This is a genomic window from Thalassovita aquimarina (genome assembly GCF_018219815.1).
In the GTDB taxonomy this organism is placed as follows: domain Bacteria; phylum Pseudomonadota; class Alphaproteobacteria; order Rhodobacterales; family Rhodobacteraceae; genus Thalassobius; species Thalassobius aquimarinus.
Genome location: NZ_JADMKU010000005.1, coordinates 262,206 through 283,673, shown reverse-complemented (window position 1 = coordinate 283,673; position 21,468 = coordinate 262,206). Strand labels below are relative to the sequence as shown.

Here is a 21,468-nt window from a genome sequence, read left to right as displayed (position 1 = left end):
GGCGTCGTGTCGAAAATCATCGCGTGATCCACTCGCTGATCTGAATACCGAAGGGCCGCCCAATGGGCGGCCCTTTTTCATTGCCTTGACTGGGTGTGCGGTTACTCTTCGGTTGTATTTTGAGCCGAATGGAGCCCGCAATGGTTCTCAGACTTGTTTTTGCGCTTTTTACTGTGTGCCTGTCGGGCGTCGCTGTCGCCCGCCCATTGATCACCAGTTCGGAAGATACACTGCAATCCGTTTGCCTGGAAAATGACCGCCCTTGGCAGGAATTGGTGGAAATTTGTAATGCGGCTCTGAAAGATAGGCGTTTGGTCAACTCGGATCGCATACGATTGCTGGACGTCCTCGGTAACGCGCAACGGGAACTCAGCGACTACGCCGAGGCTGAGAAGAGCTATCAGCAAATTTTGACGCTTGCGCCAGGAAATGCCTCCGCGTTTTCGGGTCTGGGCTGGCTTGAATATGACAGGGACAATTACACGGCGGCGAAGGAGCATTTTCAGCGCGCGGTCGACATATGGCCTTCGGCAGGGGGATTGGGGGGGGCTTGGCGGAGCGACTTATCGGCATGATCGGACACAGGCCGCCAGTGCGATAGAGATGCTGGATATGGCGATAGCCGTCGACCCAGACTATGCTTGGGCCTTTTCAGAAAAGGGTTGGGTGCAAAAATCGGAAGGCGACTTGGAGGCGTCGATAGCGTCGTTCAAGCAGGCGGTCGAGATCAATCCGAACTACGGATTTGCGCTGTACTGGCTGGCGGTGAACCACCGGAAACTCGACCGGTTGGAAGAGGCGCTGGATTTCGCAAATCGGAGCAATGATGCGGGCTATGGTTACTGGGCCCTTGTTGAGCGCAGCAGAATTCTGTTGGCGATGGGGCGCCGGGTTCAGGCCATGCGCGATGCGACATTGGCGATTGAAACCGATCCGGCGCGAGAAGCTGCGTATGTCAGCAAAGCCAAGGCGTTGAACGATATGGGTCTGATCGGCGTCGCCCTGACGGTGTATCGTGATATGCCGGACGAGGTGGAACGTTCCGACTACAGTTATTATTGGGAAGCTGATCTGCTCCTCGAAGATGGTGACGTTGAGGCGGCCGATCGCGTTATCGACAAGGCCATTGCTCTGAATGCTGAGGATAACGACAATTGGAGTCTAAAGGCATATATCGCGGTTGAAAGTGACAGGTTTTCGACAGCGCTCGATGCGGCGCTGAAGGCCTCCATGCTAGATGAAACCGATGCATGGGCTCGGCTGTATCAGGCAGTGGCACTGGTGCACCTCGACAAGAAAGAGGAGGCGCTTGAACAGTTCGGCAGGGCGGTAGAGATGGGAATTTCCGACGGCAACAAGTCCTGGTTCATTGCCCATCTGGTTGAGGAGGGATTTAGTGACGACGCGCGTGCACTTAGAGACAGGTAATGGCACGCGCGTTCAGCGTGCTTGAACAGCAGGAGTGCGATAGTATCCTGCCTGCGGATACCCCTGCAGGAGTCGATGCATGCTGCCCTCGTTCGTCAAATTCGCCCACGCCCTGGATGGGCCGGAAAAGGGCTCCGGGCTGCACGAAGATGCGCTGTTGCGCGTGTTGCAGGGAGAAACGCCCGCTTGGGTGCATCTGGATGGCAACGATCCGAGGGCCGGTGACTGGATCGCCAAGCATCTCGATTACCTCGACCCGCAGGCGATCGAGGCGCTGCTGGACGTCAACACCCGACCCCGGGTGACGGTACTGGGCAATGGCATGATGGTGATCCTGCGCTCGGTCAACATCAACGAAGGCGAAGATCCCGAAGACATGATCTCGGTCCGGATGTGGGTCGATGCCCGCAGGATCGTGACGATTTCGCGCAAACCGACCCGGGTGATCGACCGGATGGATGCCGCAATGCGTTCGGGCGAGGGTATCGGCAGCGCCGGGGCGTTCCTGGTGCGCGTGATCGAGGAAATCACCGGCCATATCGCGGAATTCCAGAAGGACCTGGACCTGAAGGCCGAAGACCTCGAAGAACGCGTGGTCGCGGAAAGCGGCAACAGCCTGGGGCGCGAAGTGGTCGATTTGCGGCTGCAGGTGATCGCAGCCCGGCGTTTCCTGATCCCGCAGCGCGCCGCGCTGGAGGCGATCAGCAAGGCGCAACTCGGCTTCATCGACCAGACCACGCGGCGGGAAATCGAGGAAGAACACCTGAAGATGACCCGGGTGGTGGAAGACATGGAGGAATTGCGCGAACAGGCGACGGTCCTGCGCGAAGAATTGTCGAGCCACCTGTCCGACCGGCTGAACCGCAACATGTTCATGCTGTCGATCCTGTCGGCGATTTTCCTGCCACTTGGTTTCCTGACCGGGTTGTTCGGGGTGAATGTCGGCGGCATGCCGGGGGTCGGCGACAGCAGCGCGTTCTTGTGGCTGTGCCTTGCGATGGGGCTGATTTTCCTGCTGCAGCTGGTGATCCTGTGGCGAATGCAATGGATCGGCGGCGGGCACCGGCCCCAGTGACCGCGCGCGGCCGGTGTGCGGTTGTCAGGGCAGGGGCGCTGCGCTACCCTGCCGGCAACCGATGGAGGGTGTCGTGAACAAGTAACAGCAAATCCAGTCAAACCAATCATGTCCCATGATGACAGGAGTGCTGTTATGCCTGCCTTTCTCGACGCTTCATTGCGCCATTCCATCCGCTTGCCGGATGGAAACACCTATCCCAATACCGTCTGGCTGAACCGGGTGATCGATCACCCGAATGTCCGGATCGGCGATTTCACCTATTACAACGATTTCGAACCGGTCGATGATTACGCGGCCCGGATCGCACCCTATCTGCATCCCGGTGCGCCGGAAAAGTTGATCATCGGCAGGTTCGGCCAGTTCGCCCATGGCACAAGGTTCATTACCTCCTCGGCCGATCATCCGAAACGCTGGTTCTCCGCCTTTCCCTTCGCGGTGTTCAACCACGATTGCATGGATCTTTATGCGGAGGAATTCGGCACCGGGCGCGACACCGTGATCGGCAACGATGTGTGGATCGGCCACAATGCGATGATCCTGCCCGGTGTCACGGTGGGTGATGGCGCGATCATCGGTGCCGGTGCGGTTGTTGCCCGCGATGTCGATCCCTATATGGTGATGGGCGGTAACCCGGCGAAACCGGTGCGGCGCCGTTTTGCGCCAGAGGTGACGGCGCTGTTGCAGCGGCTGCGCTGGTGGGATCTGGAACTGGATCAGATCAGGGCGATCCTGCCGGTTCTGGCCTCGGCGGATGTGGCGGCGCTGGAAGCGGCGGTCGGGTGCTATCGCGGTTAGGGGGAATTCACCTCAAAGGGCGAAAAGGGCCTTGATCTTGGTCCCCGCCTGTCATACTCAATCGCACGGCCTTAGGGGTATAGCTCAGCTGGTAGAGCGACGGTCTCCAAAACCGTAGGTCGCGGGTTCGAACCCTGCTGCCCCTGCCATTTTCCAGATATCGAAGACACCGATGCAGAATGCACCGAACGCGCTGCGCCGGTGCGGCCGGGGTGCGTGTTCAGCGCCCTAGATGTCGGACAGTATGTCGGTCAGTCGCGCGGCGGAATATTCAACCCGCGCTGTACCGCCGGGCGGGCGAGATAACGATCCAGATAGGCCACCGTGTTTGGGAAACTTGCCCATTCCACGACGTCGCGCGCGCCGTAGTGATCCAGCACCCGCAACCAGCCGCCAAGCGCGATATCGGCGATCGAGTAGTCGCCGCAAATCCAATCCTGACCTTCCAGCTGCTTTTCGATCACCGCCAGCAACCGCTTGACTTCGTTGATGTAGCGGCTGCGAGGGCGGGGATCCTCGATTTCGCGGCCAGCGTTCTTGTAGAAATACCCCAGCTGCCCGAAAATCGGGCCGACGCCGCCCATCTGGAACATCAGCCACTGGATCACCTGATAGCGTTTCGCGGGGTCCTTGGGTAGCAGCTTGCCGGATTTTTCCGCCAGGTAAATCAGGATCGCACCGGATTCCCACAGCGGCAGCGCTTCGCCGTCCGGCCCGTCCGGGTCGATGATCGCGGGGATCTTGTTATTGGGGTTTAGGGACAGGAATTCGGGCGAATGCGTGTCCTCGGGTTTCAGGATCACCTTGTGTGCCTCGTAGGGCAGGCCGATTTCTTCCAGCATGATCGACACCTTGATCCCGTTCGGCGTCGGGAAGGAATACAGCTGCAACACAGACGGATTCTTGGCCGGCCACCGGGTATTGATCGGGAAATCGTCGGGAAAGGTCATGGCTGTTCCTTTTCGTGTTCCCGCACGAAAATACGCGAATTTTCGGTGACAGAAAGGCCTTGGTCGATAAATCCAAGTGGTATTGAATTGCAGTGCGGCGCGGGAAAACCGTGCCGGGCAGATTGATAAGGAACAGGGACAACATGATTAAGGAATTCAAGGAATTTATTGCCAGGGGCAATGTGATGGACATGGCGGTCGGCATCATCATCGGGGCCGCGTTTACCGCAATCGTGAAATCTGTCGTGGCGGACCTGATCAACCCGATCATCGGGTTGTTCACCGGCGGGGTCGATTTCACCAACAACTATGCCGTTCTGTCGGGCGATGTGGCCGAGGGGGCGAGCCTGGAGGCCGCGCGCGAAACCGGGGCCTCGGTTTTCGCCTATGGCAGTTTCCTCATGGCGGTGATCAATTTCCTGATCATCGCCATCGTTGTCTTCATGCTCATTCGTTCGGTGAACAAGGTGAAGGACGCCGCAATGGCCAAGGAAGAGGAAGCCCCGGCTGAGGAGGCCCCGACAGGTCCGAGCGAGCTGGATATCCTGGTCGAAATCCGCGACGCGCTGAAAAAGGCCTGATCGGCGGCCTGGTGCTTCCCCGAAGGGGCGTGGGGGTAAAAAAGCCCGGCAGGGAAGGGGACCTGCCGGGCGAGTTGTTTGCACCGTAGGCGCAAGGGAATTTCGTTTACTTGATTAGAAGCTGGGGCGAGGTCACGTCGATCCCCAATGCCTTGCCCACCGCGTAATAGGTCAGCTTGCCCGCATGGACGTTCAGCCCTTCCAGCAGGTGCGGATTGTCGGCGCAGGCCTGTTTCCAGCCCTTGTCGGCCAGCGCCAGCATGAACGGCATGGTGGCGTTGCCAAGCGCGATGGTCGACGTGCGGGCCACAGCACCGGGCATGTTGGCGACGCAGTAATGCATGATTCCGTCGACGTCGTAGATCGGATTTTCATGGGTGGTGGGCTTCGAGGTCTCGAAGCAGCCGCCCTGGTCGATCGCCACGTCGACGATGGCCGCGCCGGGTTTCATCGTCGACAGCTGTTCGCGGGTCACCAGCTTGGGGGCCGCGGCGCCGGGGATCAGAACCGCGCCCACCACCATGTCCGCCGCCTCCACCAGTTCGGCGGTATTGCCCTTGGAGGCGTAAGAGGTCTTGAATTCGCTGCGGAAGGCATCGTCCAGATAGCGCAGCCGGGGCAGCGACATGTCCAGCACGGTGACATCTGCGCCCATGCCAGCGGCGACACGGGCCGCATGGGTGCCGACATGTCCGCCGCCGATCACCACGACCTTGGCGGGGCGCACGCCGGGCACGCCGCCCAGCAGAACGCCGCGGCCGCCATTGGCCTTCTGCAGCGTCCATGCGCCGACCTGCGGTGCTAGCTTGCCCGCGACTTCGGACATCGGCGCCAGCAGGGGCAGGCCGCCGTTCCGGTCCGTCACCGTTTCATAGGCGATGGCGGTGCAGCCCGAATCAAGCAGGTCGCGGGTCTGTTCCGGATCGGGGGCAAGGTGCAGGTAGGTGAACAGAAGCTGGCCTTCGCGCAGCATCTTGCGCTCGACCGCCTGCGGTTCCTTCACCTTCACGATCATGTCGGCGGTGGCAAAGATTTCCTCGGCTGTATCGACGATCACCACGCCGACATCGATATAGGCGCTGTCGGGAAATCCCGATCCGTCGCCGGCCCCGGTTTCGATGATCACCTCGTGACCGTGTGCAATGGCTTCATGCGCCGCGTGCGGGGTCATCCCGACGCGAAATTCCTGTGGCTTGATTTCCTTCGGGCAACCGAGCTTCATCTTCATCTCCTCCTACGCTTGTGGACAGGATGTCGCATGTCGGATGCAAGTGCATTGAGAAATGGGTCGTATTTTATCGATTAATGTGAATATTCTGCGAACAAACATGAAGCTTTGCGAAGGATTTTGCGCAAATGTCGCTGGATCAGACAGATCGACGTATTCTGAAAGTGCTGCAGCGCCGCGGGCGCATATCGAATGCGGAGCTGTCGGAACAGGTCAACCTGTCCCCGTCTGCCTGCCACCGCCGGGTGCAGCGGTTGGAGGCGGATGGCTATATCCGAGACTACGTCGCGCTGCTTGATCCGCGCAAGATCGGCGTTTCGACCACCGTTTTCGTGGAAATCACCCTGCAGGCGCAGGCCGACGAGGTTCTGGAGGCCTTCGAAAAGGCGGTGGCGCGGATCCCGGATGTGCTGGAATGCCACCTGATGGCGGGAACGGCGGATTACATTCTGAAAGTGGTGGCAGAAAGCACCGAGGATTTCGCCCGGATCCATCGCCAGCACCTGACCCGGCTGCCCGGGGTGGCGCAGATGCAATCGAGTTTCGCCCTGCGCACTGTATTCAAAACCACCGCGTTGCCGGTTTGAGCGATCCATCCCCATTGATCTTGAAAATGTCAGACATTTGCGCTTACTCCTTTCGCAGGCAAGAATGCCTGGGGGAGGATTTGAATGCAGTGGGATTACATCATTGTCGGGGCCGGCAGCGCCGGATGCGTCCTGGCCAAGCGGCTGGCCGATGACGGTCGCAAGGTTCTGTTGCTGGAGGCGGGCGGATCGGATGCCTATCACTGGGTCCACATCCCGATGGGGTATCTCTTCTGTATCAACAACCCGCGCACCGACTGGATGTTCAAGACCGCCGAGGAACCGGGGCTGAACGGCCGGTCGCTGATCTATCCGCGCGGCAAGGTTCTGGGCGGCTGTTCGTCGATCAACGGGATGCTGTACCTGCGCGGGCAGGCGGCCGATTACGATGGCTGGCGGCAGATGGGCAATACCGGTTGGGGCTGGGACGATGTGCTGCCCTATTTCAAGAAGTCCGAGGATTACGTTGACGGGCCCAGCGATCTGCACGGCGTGGGCGGCGAATGGCGGGTCGACAATCAGCGCCTGCACTGGGACGTGCTGGACGACTGGATGGAGGCCGCCGCCGAGGCCGGTCTGCCCAAGGTTACGGATTTCAACACCGGCAACAACGAAGGCGTCGGGTACTTCCGGGTCAACCAGAAACGCGGCTGGCGGATGAATACTGCAAAAGCCTTCCTGCGGTCGACCAAGGGGCAGGCGCTGCGGGTGGAAACCCATGCTCACACCCGCCGGGTGCTGATCGAAGAGGGGCGCTGTGTTGGCGTCGAATACGAACAGGGCGGCGAGGTCAAAACCGCCAAGGCCGCAGCCGAGGTCATCCTGTCGGCCGGTGCCATCGGGTCGCCGCAGATCCTGCAACTGTCCGGCATCGGTCCGGGTGACCTGCTGCGGAAACACGGGATCGAGGTGCTGCGCGACAACGCGCAGGTGGGCGGCAACCTGCAGGACCACCTGCAACTGCGCTGCGCCTGGAAACTGCAGGGGGCGAAAACGCTCAACACGATGGCCAACAGTCTGTGGGGCAAGGCGAAGATCGGGCTGGAATACGCGCTGAAACGCTCCGGCCCGATGTCGATGGCGCCGTCGCAGCTGGGTGCCTTCGCCAAATCGCGGCCCGATCTTGCTACCCCCGATCTGGAATTCCATGTCCAGCCGCTGACGCTGGAGGCCTTCGGTCAGCCGTTGCACGATTTCCCGGCGATGACGGCCAGCGTTTGCAACCTGCGCCCGGAAAGCCGCGGCGTGGTGGAAATCACATCGCCCGATGCCAAGGCCAAACCGAAAATCGCGCCGAATTACCTGTCGACCGAGGGGGACCGCAAGGTTGCCGCCGCCTCGATCCGGTTGGCGCGGCGGGTGATGGAACAGTCGCCGATGGCGAAATACGCGCCCGAGGAAATGAAGCCGGGGGTGAGCGCCGTCAGCGACGAAGACCTGGCCCGGGCGGCCGGCGATATCGGCACCACGATCTTCCACCCCTCGGGCACCGTCCACATGGGGGCGGATGACGCCGCGCCACTGGATGCGCGGCTGCGCCTGCGCGGGGTGGCCGGCCTGCGCGTGGTCGATTGTTCGGTGATGCCGACGATCACCAGCGGCAACACCAATTCACCAACCATCATGATCGCGGAGAAAGCCAGCGACATGATCCTGCAAGATGCACGGGGATGATGCCATGACGTTGATCGCGATCGCCTATTTCACCGGCAACGGACACACCCGGCGCCTTGCCGAAGTGATCGCCGGGGCCGCCACCGAGGCCGGCTGCACGACAAGCCTGGTTGATGTGGAGAAGATGACGGCGGTGGAATGGCAGGAACTGGATGATGCCGATGCGATCCTGTTCGGCACGCCCACTTACATGGGCAGCGCTGCAACCGAGTTCAAACGCTTCATGGACGACACCAGCGATCGCTGGTCCGATCAGGTCTGGACCGACAAGATCGCCGCCGGTTTCACCGTGGCGACCTTTCTGGGCGGAGACAAGCTCAGCACGCTGATCCAGTTGTCGGTCTTTGCCGCCCAGCACGGCATGGTCTGGATCGGCCAGGATCAGATCGGCGCGCCGGTCCACAAGGACAAGCCCGGGATCAACGAAGGCGGTGCCTGGCTTGGCCTTGCGGCCACGAGTTCGCGCGACAAGTCGATGATGGTGCAGCCGGGTGATCTGGAAACCGCCCGGCTTTTCGGCCGGCGCATCGCACGAGCGGTGCGGCGGTGGAGCGCTTGATCAGCGGGAGTAGCGCCCGCGCCAATCGGGTGGATTTGAAATTGGCTGGCCCCTAGAAATGACAAACCCCCGAGGCGGGGCCGCGGGGGTCGTCTGAACTTGTATGTTCGAGCTTTCGAGAAGGGCCTTACAGCAGACCTTCACGCTGTGCTTTCTTGCGTGCCAGCTTGCGGGCACGGCGGATCGCTTCAGCTTTCTCGCGCGCTTTCTTGACGGACGGCTTTTCGAAATGTTGTTTGAGCTTCATTTCGCGGAAGACGCCTTCACGCTGCAGCTTTTTCTTCAGGGCACGAAGCGCCTGATCGACGTTGTTGTCGCGAACACTAACCTGCATGTGGTTTTCACCACCTTTCTAAGTTGAGTTGCATGGAGTTGCAGGAACTGGTCCTATAGCAAGGCTTGCACTAATTGTCTACACCGAAGCCATCGGGAAAGGAGTGCCCATGACCGCGCCTGATTTGAAGGATCGTTTGCTGGATGCCGCATTGATCCACGTGGCCTTTGACGGCTGGACAGAGGACACGTTTCGCGCCGCGGCCGAGGATGCCGGGGTGGATCTTGCGGTGGCGCGCGCCGTCTGCCCGCGCGGAGCGGTCGATCTTGCCGTGGCCTTCCACAAACGCGGCGACGCGCAGATGGTGGCGCGGCTGCAAGACACCGATCTGGGCGATATGCGCTTTCGCGACCGGATCGCGGCGGCGGTGCGGTTCCGGTTGGAAGCGGTCGAGGACAAGGAAGCGGTGCGCCGTGGCATGACGCTGTTTTCCATGCCGCAGCACGCCCCGGACGGAATGCGATTGATCTGGGAAACCGCGGGGCTGATCTGGGACAGCCTGGGGGACACTGCGGATGATGTGAATTGGTACACGAAGCGCGCCACGCTTGGCGCGGTATACGGGTCTACGGTGTTGTATTGGCTGGGCGACGAAACCCCGGATCATCAGGCGACGTGGGATTTTCTGGACCGGCGAATCGACGACGTGATGCAATTCGAGAAAGCCAAGGCCAGCGTGCGCGACAACAAGCTGCTGAGCGGACTGTTTGCCGGGCCGTTGGCCGTGCTCAATCAGATCAAGGCCCCGGGTTCGGCGCGGCAGGACATGCCGGGCCGGTGGCGGAACGAGCAGTAAGGAGAGAACAAGATGACCGAAATGATGCGCGCGGTGGAAATCACCGAACCGGGCGGGCCGGAGGTGCTGAAGCTTTGCGATCGCCCGGTGCCCCAAGCCCAGCCGGGGCAGGTGGTGATCAAGGTGGCCTATGCCGGGGTGAACCGGCCCGACGCCTTGCAGCGGGCCGGCAAATACGCGCCGCCGCCGACCGCCAGCGATCTGCCGGGGCTGGAAGCCTCGGGCGAAATCGTTGCCCTGGGCGAGGGGGTGAGCAACTGGAAGATCGGCGATCAGGTTTGCGCGCTGTTGCCCGGCGGCGGTTATGCCGAATACGTGGCGACACCCGCGGCGCATTGCCTGCCGGTGCCCAAGGGCATGGGAATGAAGGAAGCCGCCTGCCTTTGCGAAACCTACTACACCGTCTGGTCCAACGTGTTTCAGCGCGGCGGGCTGAAGGCGGGTGAACGGTTTCTGATCCATGGCGGGTCGTCCGGGATCGGCACCACGGCGATCCAGCTGGCACGCGAATTCGGTGCGCGTGTTTTCGTTACCGTAGGCAGCCAGGACAAGGCCGCGGCCTGCGCCCGGCTCGGCGCGGAGCGCACCATCATCTACAATGACGAGGATTTCGTCGATGTGATGCGCGGCGAAGGCGGTGCCGATTTGATCCTCGACATGGTGGGTGGGCTTTATATCCCGCGCAATATCCGTGCGCTGGCCGATGACGGGCGTTTGGTGCAGATCGCGTTTCTGCAGGGGCCGAAAGTGGAAGTGAATTTCGCCCAGGTCATGACCCGGCGCCTGACCATCACCGGGTCGACCCTGCGGCCGCAAAGCGACCTTGCCAAGGCGAAGATCGCCGAAAGCCTTTTGCAGAATGTCTGGCCGCTTCTCGATGCGGGCAAAATCGGCCCGGTCATGGATAGCGAATTCGATCTGGCCGAGGCCGCTGCGGCACATGCGCGAATGGAAAGCAGCGGGCACATCGGGAAAATCGTTCTCAAGGTCAGCTGATTCGAAGGGGGCGCACCGAATTGTGTGCGCCTCCGATGAGACGCCGAATTCCTATTGCGAACCGCCGCTGATTTAAGCGCCGGAATAAAATACTATTCTGAGGCGACTTTAATGTGCGAGTTAATAAAATATATCGGTTTTCCTATTCTCATCACTAGTGTGTTTGTGTGTTGTCAGTCTATTGAGGATAATATCCAATTTGATGGGAGTAGCTATGTCTGATCTGAAGAATATCAGCGTGGATGAACTATCTGCGTATTCGATTTCGGAATTGAAAACTCTGGAAAAGAAAGTGGCGAAAGCAATTGCCACTTACTATGAGCGCAAGAAAAAGGCGGCTCTGGCCGAGTTGGAAGCGAAAGCCAAGGAATTGGGTTTTTCTCTGGCCGAATTGACCGCCGCCAAGGGCAAGGGTGTACGGCCCGCCAGCGTCGCGAAATACCGCAATCCCGATGATCCCGATCAGACCTGGACCGGAAAGGGCCGTCGCCCGGCATGGTTCGTGACCGCCATCGAGGCGGGCAAGAAGCCTGAAGACCTGGAAATCTGACCCGTCAGCGGATCGGGTCCAGCAGCGCGTTTTTCAGGCTGCAATCCCGACTGACATCGCGGCCGCAGGGCACCGGGACAAGCGACTTGGACAGGCAAAGGCGGGCTTCCTGAATGCGGCCGTCTTTGCAGGTGATGGTCAGCATGTTCGCTTCCAGTCCCGGATTGGCCTTCAGGAATGCCTGTTCCACCACTGCCGCCGGCAATGTCACCGGCCGGTCGAGTTTTCGAAAAACCGGCGGCCGGACCACGCTGTCAAAGGCGCGCCGCGCCAGGTCGTAATAGGCCGAAGCCGACAGGCCCGAACAGCTGCCGTGCTTTTTCCACTGGTACCAGGCCAGACCGGAACTGCCCATGATATCGGCCATTTCATTGCTCATCCGCCGGGTCGGATGCGGTTCCACCGTGGGGCAAAAGGACGGCCATCCGCGATGGTATTGCGGCCAAAGCCCGTGCAGCACCCAACCGTAGTCTTCGCTTTCATCGCATTGCGGCGAGCGTCGCGCGTCGCCTTCCAGCGCGCACCAGCTCGGCGACCAGCTGAGCGAAAGCACATAGTAGTCGAAGTCACCGGACCGTTCGCCTTCGGACATGGCGGCGCCGGCGAACAGTGCGAAAACGAGGCTTACAAGGCGGATACGCATTCACTCTTCCCTTATCGGTCGTCAAGCACTATATAGGCGGCAAGTTCCCCAACAAGGTAACCCGTCCCAGACCAAGGGACAGCCTGTTTCAGGCGACGGGGAAGTTTTGAGTTAAGGAGACATGCTATGGCCAAACCGATCATGGCGAGGGCGACCGCCGTCTGGCTGATTGATAACACCACCATCAGTTTCAAGCAGATTGCCGATTTCGTCGGCATGCACGAATTGGAAATACAGGGCATCGCCGATGGCGACGTGGCCACGGGCGTCAAGGGCTTTGACCCGATCGCCAACAACCAGCTGACCCAGGACGAGATCGACAAGGCGGAAAAGGACCCGCTTTACAAGTTGAAGCTCAAGTTCAACGCGGCTGCCGTGGGCGAGGAAAAACGCCGCGGCCCGCGCTATACGCCGCTGTCCAAGCGGCAGGACCGCCCGGCGTCGATCCTGTGGCTGGTGAAGTTCCACCCGGAACTGTCCGACGGCCAGATTTCGAAACTGGTAGGCACCACCAAGCCGACGATCCAGGCGATCCGCGAACGGACCCACTGGAACATCGCCAACATCCAGCCGGTTGATCCGGTCGCCCTGGGCCTGTGCAAGCAGTCCGAACTGGATGCCGCCGTGCAGAAGGCCGTGGCCAAGCGCGAAGCCGAAGGCGGAGTGATGAGCGACGACGAACGCCGCAAGCTGGTCAGCACCGAACAGTCGCTGGCGATGGAAGACGAAGCGCCGAAGATCCCCTCGGCCATCGAGGGTCTGGAAACCTTCAGCCTCAAGGACGACGAGGACGAGAAGGAAGAAGAAATCATCGACGCCGACAGCTTCTTCAACCTGCCCGGCAGCAAGGATGACGAAGACGAACAGCCCTGAACGCTGTCAAAGTCGTGAAATAGGAAAGCCCGGGCCGTTGTGCCCGGGCTTTTTGCGTTTCATGGGCTGAACCGCTTCGCCATTCGAGTATTTTGGCGCGCAAGAAACGGCGGGGGTTCCCATTTCCCCTCCGCTTGCGCAGTCTCGGGCGCGGTGAAACGGGAAAGGGACGGGCATGACCATCGCAGTTGTCGGGCGGGGATTGATCGGAAACGCGGCGGCGCGCCACTTGGCGAAACAGGGGCAGGACGTGATCCTGATCGGCCCGTCCGAACCGGTGGACTGGCAAAGCCACCAGGGCGTATTCGCCAGCCACTACGACGAAGGCCGCATCACCCGTTCGCTCGACCCGTCGCCGTTCTGGAGCCGTGCCAGCCGCGAAAGCATCGCCCGCTACGCCGAGATCGAAGCGGAAAGCGGCGGGCGGCTGTTTCATGAAACCGGGCTGATCATGGCCGGGCCCGAAGGCTCCGGCCCGATTTCGGACGTGGCGACAGGCGCCGCGCGGGACGGGATCGCCTGTGAGCCCTATCGCGGGCAGGACCTGGCGGGGCGGTTCCCCTATTTCGCCTTCCCCGATGGCACACTGGCGCTGTTCGAGCAGCGCGGGGCGGGGCATATCAATCCGCGCGCGCTGGCGCGGGCGCAGGGGATCGCCGCTGAAAAAGCCGGGGCGCGGATCGTCGAGGCGGTGGTGACCGGGCTGGACGAGACGCCCTCGGGCGTTGTCCTGCGGACATCGCAGGGCGAGGTCGCGTCGGATCAGGTTCTGGTCGCCGCCGGGGGCTTCAGCAACATGGTGTTGCCCGAGCCGCTGGACCTGCGGGTCTATGCCCGCACCGTGCTGCTGCTGGAAGTGGATGCGGAGGAACAGGCGCGGCTGACCGGGATGCCGCCACTGATCTGGCTGGGGCCTGATGGCGAAGATCCCTATCTGCTGCCGCCGATCCGCTATCCCGACGGCAAGGTCTACCTGAAAATCGGCGGTGATCCGCAGGACAGGCTGTTGGACGGAGATGCCGATATCCGGGCCTGGTTCCGGGCCGGGGGCGATGCGCAGGTCGGGGCGTTTCTGGAAGACAGCATAAGGGCGCGGATGCCAGGGCTGCGCAGCTTGTCGACCCGGATCGCGCCCTGCGTGACGAGCTACAGCCGGGACGGCCGGGCGCTGATCCGGCGGCAAAGCGCGAGAATCTCGGTGGCGACGGCGGGCTGTGGCAAGGGCGCCAAATGCTCCGATGAACTGGGCCGACTGGGGGCGGATGTTGCTTTGAGGCGTGATTTGCCGGACTGGGCGGTTCGGGGTTGATTTGATCGAAACCCGGTCCCGGCACAGGGATGGCGCGGTTCTTCGCCCTTATTTTTCTTTGAATACGGTATCTTGGCGGGGCCGGGGCAGCGGTGCCCTACCTGCGTATTCCGGCCCATTTTGATCATAAAAAGGCGATGGAAACCGGGTCGAAAATATTTTTCCGCCGCCCGAAAAATTATCTTGATCGGTGCCGGGCAAGGCCCTAAATGCCCGTTCCAAGACGCCAACGCACGCGCCTCTGGCCTGGCCGCGGTCCTAACCCGGGCCTGTGTTTACGTAGCGACGGTAACGTCTCCCTTGGAAGTGAGCGGTCATATATGGCCGGGTCTATTGGAGATGACCATGAACGCCTACGTAGCACCTTTCGCGTGCGGCGATGCCGTACGTTCCGACACCCGTATCGAAACCTTCATCCGTTCGGCCGCGTTCGACCGGCCGACGCTGGTTCTGGACCGCGAAGCCGTGGCGCAGCAATATCGCGCGCTGAAGTCCGGCCTGGGCCGGGCCGATATCCATTACGCGGTCAAGGCAAACCCGGCGCGTGAGGTTCTGGAGGTTCTGCTGAGCGAGGGATCGCATTTCGACGCTGCTTCGCGTGGTGAAATCGAACTGTGCCTGAGCCTTGGTGCGCATCCCGAAACCATTTCCTTCGGCAATACCGTGAAACGCGCCTCGGATATCGCTTTCGCGCATCAGGCCGGCATCACCCTGTTCGCCGCCGATGCCGAAGAAGAGCTGGAAAAGATCGCCGAAAACGCGCCCGGCGCGCAGGTCTATATCCGCCTGCTGGTGGGTGCGACCGGCGCCGATTGGCCGCTGAGCCGCAAATTCGGCTGCGCGCCGGAAATGGCCGAGGCGCTGATGGCTCGGGCGATGGAACTGGGGCTGACCCCGGTCGGCCTGTCCTTCCACGTCGGCAGCCAGACCCGCGAGGCGGGGATGTGGCGCGACACGCTGGATCAGGTTGCCGCCGTCTGGGTACAGGCGCGGGCGAACGGTTTCCCACTGACGCTGATCAATATCGGCGGCGGTTTCCCGGCCTTTTACGGCGACGCGATCGAGCCGGTGTCGGTTTACACGGCGAAGGTGATGGACATGGTCGAAGCGCGGTTCGAAGGCGCCGAGCGCGTGATGGCCGAACCGGGCCGGGGCATGGTGGCCGAGGCGGGTATGATCGCGGCCGAGGTTCTGCTGGTGTCGAAGAAATCCGACGATGACCTGCACCGCTGGGTCTATCTGGATATCGGCAAGTTTTCGGGTTTGGCCGAAACCATGGACGAAGCGATCCGTTACCAGTTCGTGACCGACCGCGATCACGAAGACCATGCGCCCTGCATTCTGGCCGGGCCGTCCTGCGACAGCGCCGACGTTCTGTATGAAAACCGCCCGGTGCAACTGCCCGTTGGGCTGCGTGCCGGCGATCGGGTGATGATCCGCAGCTGCGGCGCCTATACGTCGAGCTATTCCTCGGTCGGGTTCAATGGCTTTCCGCCGCTCGACGTGGTGGTGATCTGATCCGGGGCCCTTGCCCGCGATGAAAATTCGTCAGGGCAAGGGCTGTCTTCTATTGCACTTTGTCGTTCGGTCTGCTCTCAATGAGGGCAATTATTTTCGTCTGACATTGCTTTAGTTGTATGATCGAACGCTTTGCCGCCATTGCGGATATTCATGGAAATGCCGACGCACTAAGCGCCGTTCTGGCCGATATCGACATGCTGGGCGTGTCCGAAATAATCGGTCTTGGTGATTATTTCAGCGGCCCGCTTGATGCCGAAGGCACGGCGCGCATTCTGTCCGACCGCCCGATGCGCGCCATTCGCGGAAATCACGACAGGTACCTGATCTCGGAAGCGCCGGGAAATATGGGCGTGTCGGACCGGATCGCCTTTGATCAGCTTCCCGATTCGGCGATGCATTGGCTCGAAGGGATGTCGCCGTTCCTGTCGCTTGGCGAGGATCTGCTGGCCTGTCACGGTACGCCTTATGACGACAACGACTTTTGGGCGGAAACGATGGATCAGGATGGCCGCGTGACCCTGAAGGAACAGGATCAGATCGAAGATATTGCCGATAATCTGCCGCACAAACTGTTTCTGTGCGGTCACTCGCACCTGCCGCGGGTGACGCAGATGAGCTGCGGGCGCCTGCTGGTCAATCCAGGCAGCGTCGGCTGCCCGGACTACAAAGACGGCATTCCGCTGCCGGACAAGGTGAAAGCGGGGGGCGCGCACGCTTCCTATGCGGTGCTGGAACACGGCGGGGACGGCTGGCGGGTCGATCTGCGGCTGGTGCCTTATGACAGCACGCGCATGGCGTCGCTGGCGCGCGGGCACGGTCGCGAAGACCGGACCAGCGCTGTCGAACGGGGGCTGGCCTGACGGATCAGATCTGTTTGCGCGCGTTCAGTGCCGCGGTGATCGTACCCTCGTCGAGGTAGTCCAATTCTCCCCCAATCGGAACGCCCTGCGCCAGCGAGGTCAGCTGCACCCGGCCTTCGAGCTGGTCGGCGATGTAATGCGCGGTGGTCTGACCGTCGACGGTGGCGTTGAGCGCCAGGATCACTTCGCTGATCCCTTCCGAGGCGACCCGGTCGATCAGTTTCGGAATGCGCAATTGGTCCGGGCCGACGGAATCGAGCGCCGACAGGGTGCCGCCCAGCACGTGGTAACGCCCCTTGAACACGCCGGCGCGTTCCATCGCCCAGAGGTCGGCGACGTCCTCCACCACGCACAGGATGCCGATGGCGCGCTTTTCGCTGGCGCAGATGTCGCAGATATCCGAGGTGCCGATATTGCCGCAATTGAGGCATTCGCGCGCCGAGACGGCGACCGATTGCATCAGGTCGGCCAGCGGTGTCAGCAACAGCGCCCGCTTGCGGATCATGTGCAGCACCGCGCGTCGCGCCGAACGGGGCCCAAGCCCGGGCAGCTTGGCCATCATTTCGATCAGCGCGTCGATATCTTGGGAGGAGTGTTCGCTCATACCCGCAATCTAGTGTGGTTGAGCGGCTTTGGGTAGGGGGTGAAGTGCCGGAGGCCGCATCTGTGCGCGGCCTCCGGCGGGCGTCATCTTGAAACGGAACAAGCCGATCAGAACGGCAGTTTCATGTCCGCCGGCAGGCCCATGCCTTCGGTCAGCTTAGACATTTCTTCCTGCGCCTTGTCGCTGGCTTTCTGCTGGGCGTCCTTGATCGCGGCGAGGATCAGGTCCTCGACCACTTCCTTTTCGTCGGGGTTGAAGATCGACGGGTCGATGTCCAGCCCGGTCAGCACGCCCTTGGCGGTGGCGGTCGCCTTGACCAGGCCCGCGCCGGATTCGCCGGTCACGGTCATGGTTTCCAGCTGTTCTTGCATTTCGGCCATCTTGCCCTGCATTTCCTGGGCTTTCTTCATCATCTTGGCCATGTCGCCAAGACCGCCGAGACCTTTCAGCATGGGGATTCTCCTGTCTGTCGCTGTTGCGTTCTAGATATGTTTCGTGCCGCACTGCGGCAAGGGATCGGGCTAGTCTTCCTCGAACGGATCCCATTCGTCCTCGACTTCCTGCAGCGCGTCGGCCTGCGCCTTGGCGGCCAGTTCTTCCTGGGTGCGGATCTTGGTGATCTTCGCCTGGGGGAAGGCCGTCAGCACCGCCTGTACCATCGGGTGGGCTTCGGCCTCGGCGCGCAGGGCGTTTTCCTTGGCGTTGCGCTTCTCGTCGATGGTTTCGCCGCCGCCTTCGTTGACCACGGTGACGGCCCAGCGGTTGCCGGTCCAGCGCTGCAAGGCGCTGCCCAGCCGTTGCGCCAGGTCGCGCGGGGCGTCTGGCGTTGGGACGAATTCGATCCGGCCGGGTTGATAGGCGGCAAGCCGCAGCCCGGTTTCCACCTGCACAAGCAGTTGCATATCGCGATGAGTGCGGATCAGTTCGACCACGTGTTCGAAGGTGGGATAGCGCGCCAGCGCCTGTTCGGCATCCTGCGCCAGCGCCGCCTGAGGGCCGCCCTGTTGCGATGCGCCGCCGCCGCCCGTCGGGGCCGACGCGTAAGCCGAGGCTCCGCCACCACCCGCCGCTGGCGCGCCCTGCATGGCGATGCCGCCGCCGGGGCCTGGTGGGGGCGGCGGCGTGTCCTGCAGCTTGCGCACCAGTTCTTCCGGGCTCGGCAGGTCGGCCACATGGGTCAGCCGGATGATCGCCATTTCGGCGGCCATCATCGCGTTGGGGGCGCTGGCAACTTCGTCCAGCGCCTTCAGCAGCATCTGCCACATCCGGGTCATTACCCGCATCGGCAGCGCCTCGGCCATGGCCTGTCCGCGGGCGCGTTCATCGGGGCTGACGGTGGGATCGTCGACCGCTTCGGGGGTGATTTTCACCACCGATATCCAATGGGTGATTTCCGCCAGGTCGCGCAGCACCGCCATCGGGTCGGCGCCGTCGGCATATTGCGCACTGATTTCGGCCAGCGCGCCGCCCGCGTCGCCCTTCATGATCAGGGCGTAAAGGTCCAGCACCCGGCCGCGGTCGGCCAGCCCCAGCATGGCACGGACCTGATCGGCACTGGTTTCCCCGGCGCCGTGGCTGATCGCCTGGTCCAGCAGCGAAGTGGCGTCGCGCGCCGATCCTTCGGCGGCCCGCGTGATCAGCGCCAGCGCGTCGTCGCTGATCTGCGCCTGTTCCGCGTCGGCGATCCGGCGCAGCATGGCGATCATCACCTCGGGCTCGATCCGGCGCAGGTCGAAGCGCTGGCAGCGCGACAGAACCGTCACCGGGACCTTGCGGATTTCGGTGGTGGCGAAGATGAATTTCACATGGGCGGGGGGTTCTTCCAGCGTCTTCAGCAGCGCGTTGAACGCGCTGGTCGACAGCATATGAACCTCGTCGATGATGTAGATCTTGTAGCGCGCCGACGCCGCGCGGTAATGCACGCTTTCGATGATTTCGCGGATGTCGCCGACGCCGGTGCGCGATGCGGCGTCCATTTCCATCACGTCGACATGGCGGCCTTCCATGATCGCGCGGCAATGTTCGCATTCGCCGCAGGGTTCGATCGTCGGCCCGCCATTGCCGTCCGGCCCGATGCAGTTCATTCCCTTGGCGATGATCCGCGCGGTGGTGGTTTTGCCGGTGCCGCGGATGCCGGTCATGATGAAGGCCTGGGCGATGCGGTTGGCTTCGAACGCGTTGCGGAGCGTGCGCACCATCGCATCCTGCCCGACCAGGTCGGCAAAGGTTTCAGGGCGGTATTTGCGTGCCAGAACCTGGTAGCCTTGGGTCGGTGTGTCGCTCATGATCTGCCTTCGGATTCGGATACCCGGCCAAGGTAAGACCTGAGGCGCGGCCCGTCCACCGGATAGGTGCGGGTAGGCCCTCTGCGCGCGGGCCATGCGCATTCGTGCCGGGGTTTGGCTGTCAAAAGTAGCAATGTGCGATCTTTGTCCCGGGCGCGATACGGGTTTGATGGGATCGGTGCGATTTTCATGTGCAGCTGTGAAACCTGCGGTTAAGCTGCGGCGGCATAGGTTAATGAGATATATTACACGGGATTTCAATCATGAGGGTGATTGAAGGGCGCGGCGCGAGCTAGCGTTGCGGCTTCGGCGGGGCGAAAGGCCGCTGTCGGGCAGAGGGAAAGGCGGGAATATGTCCAATCTGGTTCTGAACGCGCTTACGGTGGGGAACGGGATATTGGCGATCTGTCCGATGCCGGGGCGCGGCGGCGGCTATGCGGAGGATCTGGAACTCCTGCGCGAATGGACGCCATCGCTTGTAATTACGCTGGCCACGCTGGCCGAGCTGGTGGCGGAAGGCGCGGACCGTTTAGGCACCGACATGATCGAATCCGGCTGTCGGTGGGCGCATCTGCCGGTGCCCGATTTCGGTGTCCCGGACGGCGATTTTGAACAGCATTGGCCCGATATCAGCCGTGCCGCGCTGGCGGCGCTGAACGGGGGCGGTCGCGTGGTGATCCACTGCATGGGCGGGTGCGGCCGGTCCGGCATGGTGGCGTTGCGCTTGATGATCGAGGCCGGCGAAGTGCCGCGGGCGGCGCTGCGCCGGTTACGCGCGGCGCGGCCCTGCGCGGTTGAAACTCAGGCGCAGCTGGACTGGGCGGTCACTCCCATTCCATCTGGCTGAACATTTCCTGCGCATTGCGCTTGGCCAGAGTTTCGAAATTGTCCAGGTAGGCAAAGGCCGACTGATCGACATCGACCGCAGTGATGATATCGCCGCCGTTTTCGATATGCGCGCCGATCATTTCGCGCAGGTTGGCGAGGTAGTCGCGGGTGTCACGGGTGGCGGTGGCAAGGTCGGTCACCGGCCCGTGACCAGGCACCACGTGGGCGGGTTGCAGCGCTGCCATCGCATCGAAGGCGTCGAGCCAGGTGGCACCGGTGGAAAATTCCATGACACCCAAAATCCGGCCGACATAGACGATATCGCCGGTGAACACGGTCTCAGTCGCCGGGTGCCAGACGAATGTGTCGCCCGGTGTGTGGGCCGCCACCGGGTGGGAGAGTTGCAGCGTCACGCCGCCGAGGGTCAGTTCGTAGCTGTCCTCGAACGTGATGTCGGCATAGGCCGGGGTGGTGCCTTGCAGCATATCCGCCCCGATCAGGGCCGTCAGGATGGTCTGCTGCATCGAGGCGCGGTTCTGCTGATCCGCGACCGCATCGGCGGAGGCGACGATGCTGGCGCCCTGTTCCTTCCAGTAGCTGTTGCCGATCCAGCGGTGGTCCTGCCCGCCGGTATTGATGACATATCGCACCGGCTGTTCGGTCAGCCCCTTGATTAGTTCGTGCAGCATCTGCGCGCCCTTGTAACTGCCGCCCGCATCGATCAGCACCGCGCCGTCGTCGGTGACGATCAGCCCGTGGGTGGAATTGTTGCCGAGGTTTTCTGGATTGCGCTGCACGGTGGGGCCGACCAGCGCATAGGTGCCCGGTGCGATGGGGGTGACCTGCATCACCTGTTCGGCCTGTGCGGCGTTGGCGACAAATGCGAACAGGCAGGCAAAAAGGGCAAAGAAACGGGACATCGGCGCGGTCCTCCTCATCCAGCGACAATCGCGGCAGAATAGGCCCCGTGCCGCACGACCGGCAATGAT

24 protein-coding genes and 1 tRNA gene are annotated in these 21,468 nt (G+C 62.0%); 17 read left to right on the top strand and 8 right to left on the bottom strand.

Annotated elements, in window-relative coordinates:
- Positions 1-140 precede the first annotated feature (140 nt).
- The 5 genes from IT775_RS08530 (at position 141) to IT775_RS08510 (ending at position 3,450) form a co-directional block, all read left to right on the top strand.
- A complete protein-coding gene (locus IT775_RS08530; protein WP_212700663.1) occupies positions 141-575 on the top strand; it encodes a tetratricopeptide repeat protein in 435 nt (144 codons plus the stop codon).
- A 28-nt stretch (positions 576-603) separates the two neighbouring features.
- Positions 604-1,428: a tetratricopeptide repeat protein gene (locus IT775_RS08525; RefSeq protein ID WP_212700662.1), complete on the top strand. Its 825-nt coding sequence runs from the start codon at positions 604-606 to the stop codon at positions 1,426-1,428.
- Between the two features lie 79 nt (positions 1,429-1,507).
- On the top strand, positions 1,508-2,503 hold the full coding sequence (locus tag IT775_RS08520) for a zinc transporter ZntB (protein WP_212700661.1): 996 nt from the start codon (positions 1,508-1,510) through the stop codon (positions 2,501-2,503).
- 135 nt (positions 2,504-2,638) lie between these two features.
- Positions 2,639-3,301, top strand: a complete 663-nt coding sequence (locus IT775_RS08515) for a CatB-related O-acetyltransferase (RefSeq protein WP_212700660.1) — start codon at positions 2,639-2,641, stop codon at positions 3,299-3,301.
- A 73-nt stretch (positions 3,302-3,374) separates the two neighbouring features.
- Positions 3,375-3,450 (top strand) — tRNA-Trp (locus IT775_RS08510).
- A gap of 102 nt (positions 3,451-3,552) precedes the next feature.
- Here IT775_RS08510 and IT775_RS08505 read toward each other — a convergent pair.
- On the bottom strand, positions 3,553-4,251 hold the full coding sequence (locus tag IT775_RS08505; RefSeq protein ID WP_212700659.1) for a glutathione S-transferase family protein: 699 nt from the start codon (positions 4,249-4,251) through the stop codon (positions 3,553-3,555).
- A gap of 143 nt (positions 4,252-4,394) precedes the next feature.
- Between IT775_RS08505 and mscL the strand changes: the two genes are divergently transcribed.
- Positions 4,395-4,832, top strand: a complete 438-nt coding sequence (gene mscL, locus IT775_RS08500; RefSeq protein ID WP_212700658.1) for a large conductance mechanosensitive channel protein MscL — start codon at positions 4,395-4,397, stop codon at positions 4,830-4,832.
- A gap of 106 nt (positions 4,833-4,938) precedes the next feature.
- Here the strand turns inward: mscL and ald are convergent, their stop codons facing one another.
- Complete coding sequence (gene ald / locus IT775_RS08495) at positions 4,939-6,054, bottom strand: alanine dehydrogenase (protein ID WP_212700657.1); 1,116 nt, start codon at positions 6,052-6,054, stop codon at positions 4,939-4,941.
- 134 nt (positions 6,055-6,188) lie between these two features.
- On the opposite strand from ald, the gene IT775_RS08490 reads away from it, so the two are divergent.
- From IT775_RS08490 to IT775_RS08480, 3 genes are all read left to right on the top strand, one after another.
- Entirely contained in the window at positions 6,189-6,647 is a 459-nt protein-coding gene (locus tag IT775_RS08490) for an Lrp/AsnC family transcriptional regulator (RefSeq protein WP_212700656.1), read from the top strand.
- A gap of 84 nt (positions 6,648-6,731) precedes the next feature.
- A complete protein-coding gene (locus IT775_RS08485; RefSeq protein ID WP_212700655.1) occupies positions 6,732-8,321 on the top strand; it encodes a GMC family oxidoreductase in 1,590 nt (529 codons plus the stop codon).
- Between the two features lie 4 nt (positions 8,322-8,325).
- On the top strand, positions 8,326-8,880 hold the full coding sequence (locus IT775_RS08480; RefSeq protein ID WP_212700654.1) for a flavodoxin family protein: 555 nt from the start codon (positions 8,326-8,328) through the stop codon (positions 8,878-8,880).
- A gap of 127 nt (positions 8,881-9,007) precedes the next feature.
- Here the strand turns inward: IT775_RS08480 and rpsU are convergent, their stop codons facing one another.
- Complete coding sequence (gene rpsU, locus IT775_RS08475) at positions 9,008-9,214, bottom strand: 30S ribosomal protein S21 (protein ID WP_009806335.1); 207 nt, start codon at positions 9,212-9,214, stop codon at positions 9,008-9,010.
- A gap of 109 nt (positions 9,215-9,323) precedes the next feature.
- On the opposite strand from rpsU, the gene IT775_RS08470 reads away from it, so the two are divergent.
- The 3 genes from IT775_RS08470 to IT775_RS08460 all read left to right on the top strand — a co-directional run bounded on the left by IT775_RS08470 (position 9,324) and on the right by IT775_RS08460 (position 11,556).
- Positions 9,324-10,010 carry a COQ9 family protein gene (locus tag IT775_RS08470; RefSeq protein ID WP_212700653.1) on the top strand — a complete coding sequence of 229 codons (687 nt, stop codon included), beginning with the start codon at positions 9,324-9,326 and terminating at the stop codon, positions 10,008-10,010.
- A 12-nt stretch (positions 10,011-10,022) separates the two neighbouring features.
- Positions 10,023-11,006, top strand: coding sequence for an NAD(P)H-quinone oxidoreductase (locus IT775_RS08465; protein WP_212700652.1), 984 nt, complete (start codon positions 10,023-10,025; stop codon positions 11,004-11,006).
- 214 nt (positions 11,007-11,220) lie between these two features.
- Positions 11,221-11,556 carry an H-NS histone family protein gene (locus tag IT775_RS08460; protein ID WP_218958564.1) on the top strand — a complete coding sequence of 112 codons (336 nt, stop codon included), beginning with the start codon at positions 11,221-11,223 and terminating at the stop codon, positions 11,554-11,556.
- Between the two features lie 4 nt (positions 11,557-11,560).
- Here the strand turns inward: IT775_RS08460 and IT775_RS08455 are convergent, their stop codons facing one another.
- The gene (locus tag IT775_RS08455; protein WP_212700651.1) at positions 11,561-12,199 is read right to left on the bottom strand and encodes a ribonuclease T2 family protein; all 639 of its coding nucleotides are present in this window, start codon (positions 12,197-12,199) and stop codon (positions 11,561-11,563) included.
- Between the two features lie 126 nt (positions 12,200-12,325).
- Between IT775_RS08455 and IT775_RS08450 the strand changes: the two genes are divergently transcribed.
- The 4 genes from IT775_RS08450 (at position 12,326) to IT775_RS08435 (ending at position 16,762) form a co-directional block, all read left to right on the top strand.
- Positions 12,326-13,072, top strand: a complete 747-nt coding sequence (locus IT775_RS08450; protein ID WP_212700650.1) for a DUF1013 domain-containing protein — start codon at positions 12,326-12,328, stop codon at positions 13,070-13,072.
- Between the two features lie 175 nt (positions 13,073-13,247).
- Complete coding sequence (locus IT775_RS08445) at positions 13,248-14,381, top strand: NAD(P)/FAD-dependent oxidoreductase (protein ID WP_212700649.1); 1,134 nt, start codon at positions 13,248-13,250, stop codon at positions 14,379-14,381.
- Positions 14,382-14,726: 345 nt separating this feature from the next.
- The gene (locus IT775_RS08440; protein ID WP_212700648.1) at positions 14,727-15,899 is read left to right on the top strand and encodes a type III PLP-dependent enzyme; all 1,173 of its coding nucleotides are present in this window, start codon (positions 14,727-14,729) and stop codon (positions 15,897-15,899) included.
- 119 nt (positions 15,900-16,018) lie between these two features.
- Positions 16,019-16,762 (top strand): metallophosphoesterase family protein, encoded by a 744-nt coding sequence (locus IT775_RS08435; protein WP_212700647.1) that lies wholly within the window; start codon positions 16,019-16,021, stop codon positions 16,760-16,762.
- 4 nt (positions 16,763-16,766) lie between these two features.
- Here IT775_RS08435 and recR read toward each other — a convergent pair whose 3' ends face one another.
- The 3 genes from recR to IT775_RS08420 all read right to left on the bottom strand — a co-directional run bounded on the left by recR (position 16,767) and on the right by IT775_RS08420 (position 19,651).
- The gene (recR, locus tag IT775_RS08430) at positions 16,767-17,366 is read right to left on the bottom strand and encodes a recombination mediator RecR (protein ID WP_212700646.1); all 600 of its coding nucleotides are present in this window, start codon (positions 17,364-17,366) and stop codon (positions 16,767-16,769) included.
- 107 nt (positions 17,367-17,473) lie between these two features.
- On the bottom strand, positions 17,474-17,818 hold the full coding sequence (locus IT775_RS08425) for a YbaB/EbfC family nucleoid-associated protein (protein ID WP_212700645.1): 345 nt from the start codon (positions 17,816-17,818) through the stop codon (positions 17,474-17,476).
- A 69-nt stretch (positions 17,819-17,887) separates the two neighbouring features.
- Positions 17,888-19,651 (bottom strand): DNA polymerase III subunit gamma/tau, encoded by a 1,764-nt coding sequence (locus IT775_RS08420; protein WP_212700644.1) that lies wholly within the window; start codon positions 19,649-19,651, stop codon positions 17,888-17,890.
- Positions 19,652-20,003: 352 nt separating this feature from the next.
- Between IT775_RS08420 and IT775_RS08415 the strand changes: the two genes are divergently transcribed.
- The gene (locus IT775_RS08415) at positions 20,004-20,498 is read left to right on the top strand and encodes a phosphatase domain-containing putative toxin (RefSeq protein ID WP_212700643.1); all 495 of its coding nucleotides are present in this window, start codon (positions 20,004-20,006) and stop codon (positions 20,496-20,498) included.
- Here the strand turns inward: IT775_RS08415 and IT775_RS08410 are convergent.
- A complete protein-coding gene (locus IT775_RS08410; RefSeq protein WP_212700642.1) occupies positions 20,476-21,399 on the bottom strand; it encodes an MBL fold metallo-hydrolase in 924 nt (307 codons plus the stop codon). The two genes, IT775_RS08415 and IT775_RS08410, sit on opposite strands and share 23 nt — an antisense overlap.
- Between the last annotated feature and the right edge of the window lie 69 nt (positions 21,400-21,468).

Excerpts from the sequence above, each read along its gene's own strand:
- IT775_RS08480 (WP_212700654.1), top strand. The coding sequence starts at position 8,326 with ATGACGTTGATCGCGATCGCCTATTTCACCGGCAACGGACACACCCGG.
- IT775_RS08435 (WP_212700647.1), top strand. The coding sequence starts at position 16,019 with ATGATCGAACGCTTTGCCGCCATTGCGGATATTCATGGAAATGCCGAC.
- IT775_RS08460 (WP_218958564.1), top strand. The coding sequence starts at position 11,221 with ATGTCTGATCTGAAGAATATCAGCGTGGATGAACTATCTGCGTATTCG.
- ald (WP_212700657.1), bottom strand. The coding sequence starts at position 6,054 with ATGAAGCTCGGTTGCCCGAAGGAAATCAAGCCACAGGAATTTCGCGTC.
- IT775_RS08425 (WP_212700645.1), bottom strand. The coding sequence starts at position 17,818 with ATGCTGAAAGGTCTCGGCGGTCTTGGCGACATGGCCAAGATGATGAAG.
- IT775_RS08470 (WP_212700653.1), top strand. The coding sequence starts at position 9,324 with ATGACCGCGCCTGATTTGAAGGATCGTTTGCTGGATGCCGCATTGATC.
- rpsU (WP_009806335.1), bottom strand. The coding sequence starts at position 9,214 with ATGCAGGTTAGTGTTCGCGACAACAACGTCGATCAGGCGCTTCGTGCC.
- IT775_RS08420 (WP_212700644.1), bottom strand. The coding sequence starts at position 19,651 with ATGAGCGACACACCGACCCAAGGCTACCAGGTTCTGGCACGCAAATAC.
- IT775_RS08440 (WP_212700648.1), top strand. The coding sequence starts at position 14,727 with ATGAACGCCTACGTAGCACCTTTCGCGTGCGGCGATGCCGTACGTTCC.
- IT775_RS08450 (WP_212700650.1), top strand. The coding sequence starts at position 12,326 with ATGGCCAAACCGATCATGGCGAGGGCGACCGCCGTCTGGCTGATTGAT.
- IT775_RS08490 (WP_212700656.1), top strand. The coding sequence starts at position 6,189 with ATGTCGCTGGATCAGACAGATCGACGTATTCTGAAAGTGCTGCAGCGC.
- IT775_RS08505 (WP_212700659.1), bottom strand. The coding sequence starts at position 4,251 with ATGACCTTTCCCGACGATTTCCCGATCAATACCCGGTGGCCGGCCAAG.
- recR (WP_212700646.1), bottom strand. The coding sequence starts at position 17,366 with ATGAGCGAACACTCCTCCCAAGATATCGACGCGCTGATCGAAATGATG.
- IT775_RS08520 (WP_212700661.1), top strand. The coding sequence starts at position 1,508 with ATGCTGCCCTCGTTCGTCAAATTCGCCCACGCCCTGGATGGGCCGGAA.
- IT775_RS08410 (WP_212700642.1), bottom strand. The coding sequence starts at position 21,399 with ATGTCCCGTTTCTTTGCCCTTTTTGCCTGCCTGTTCGCATTTGTCGCC.
- IT775_RS08415 (WP_212700643.1), top strand. The coding sequence starts at position 20,004 with ATGTCCAATCTGGTTCTGAACGCGCTTACGGTGGGGAACGGGATATTG.
- IT775_RS08525 (WP_212700662.1), top strand. The coding sequence starts at position 604 with ATGCTGGATATGGCGATAGCCGTCGACCCAGACTATGCTTGGGCCTTT.
- mscL (WP_212700658.1), top strand. The coding sequence starts at position 4,395 with ATGATTAAGGAATTCAAGGAATTTATTGCCAGGGGCAATGTGATGGAC.
- IT775_RS08445 (WP_212700649.1), top strand. The coding sequence starts at position 13,248 with ATGACCATCGCAGTTGTCGGGCGGGGATTGATCGGAAACGCGGCGGCG.
- IT775_RS08465 (WP_212700652.1), top strand. The coding sequence starts at position 10,023 with ATGACCGAAATGATGCGCGCGGTGGAAATCACCGAACCGGGCGGGCCG.
- IT775_RS08515 (WP_212700660.1), top strand. The coding sequence starts at position 2,639 with ATGCCTGCCTTTCTCGACGCTTCATTGCGCCATTCCATCCGCTTGCCG.
- IT775_RS08455 (WP_212700651.1), bottom strand. The coding sequence starts at position 12,199 with ATGCGTATCCGCCTTGTAAGCCTCGTTTTCGCACTGTTCGCCGGCGCC.
- IT775_RS08530 (WP_212700663.1), top strand. The coding sequence starts at position 141 with ATGGTTCTCAGACTTGTTTTTGCGCTTTTTACTGTGTGCCTGTCGGGC.
- IT775_RS08485 (WP_212700655.1), top strand. The coding sequence starts at position 6,732 with ATGCAGTGGGATTACATCATTGTCGGGGCCGGCAGCGCCGGATGCGTC.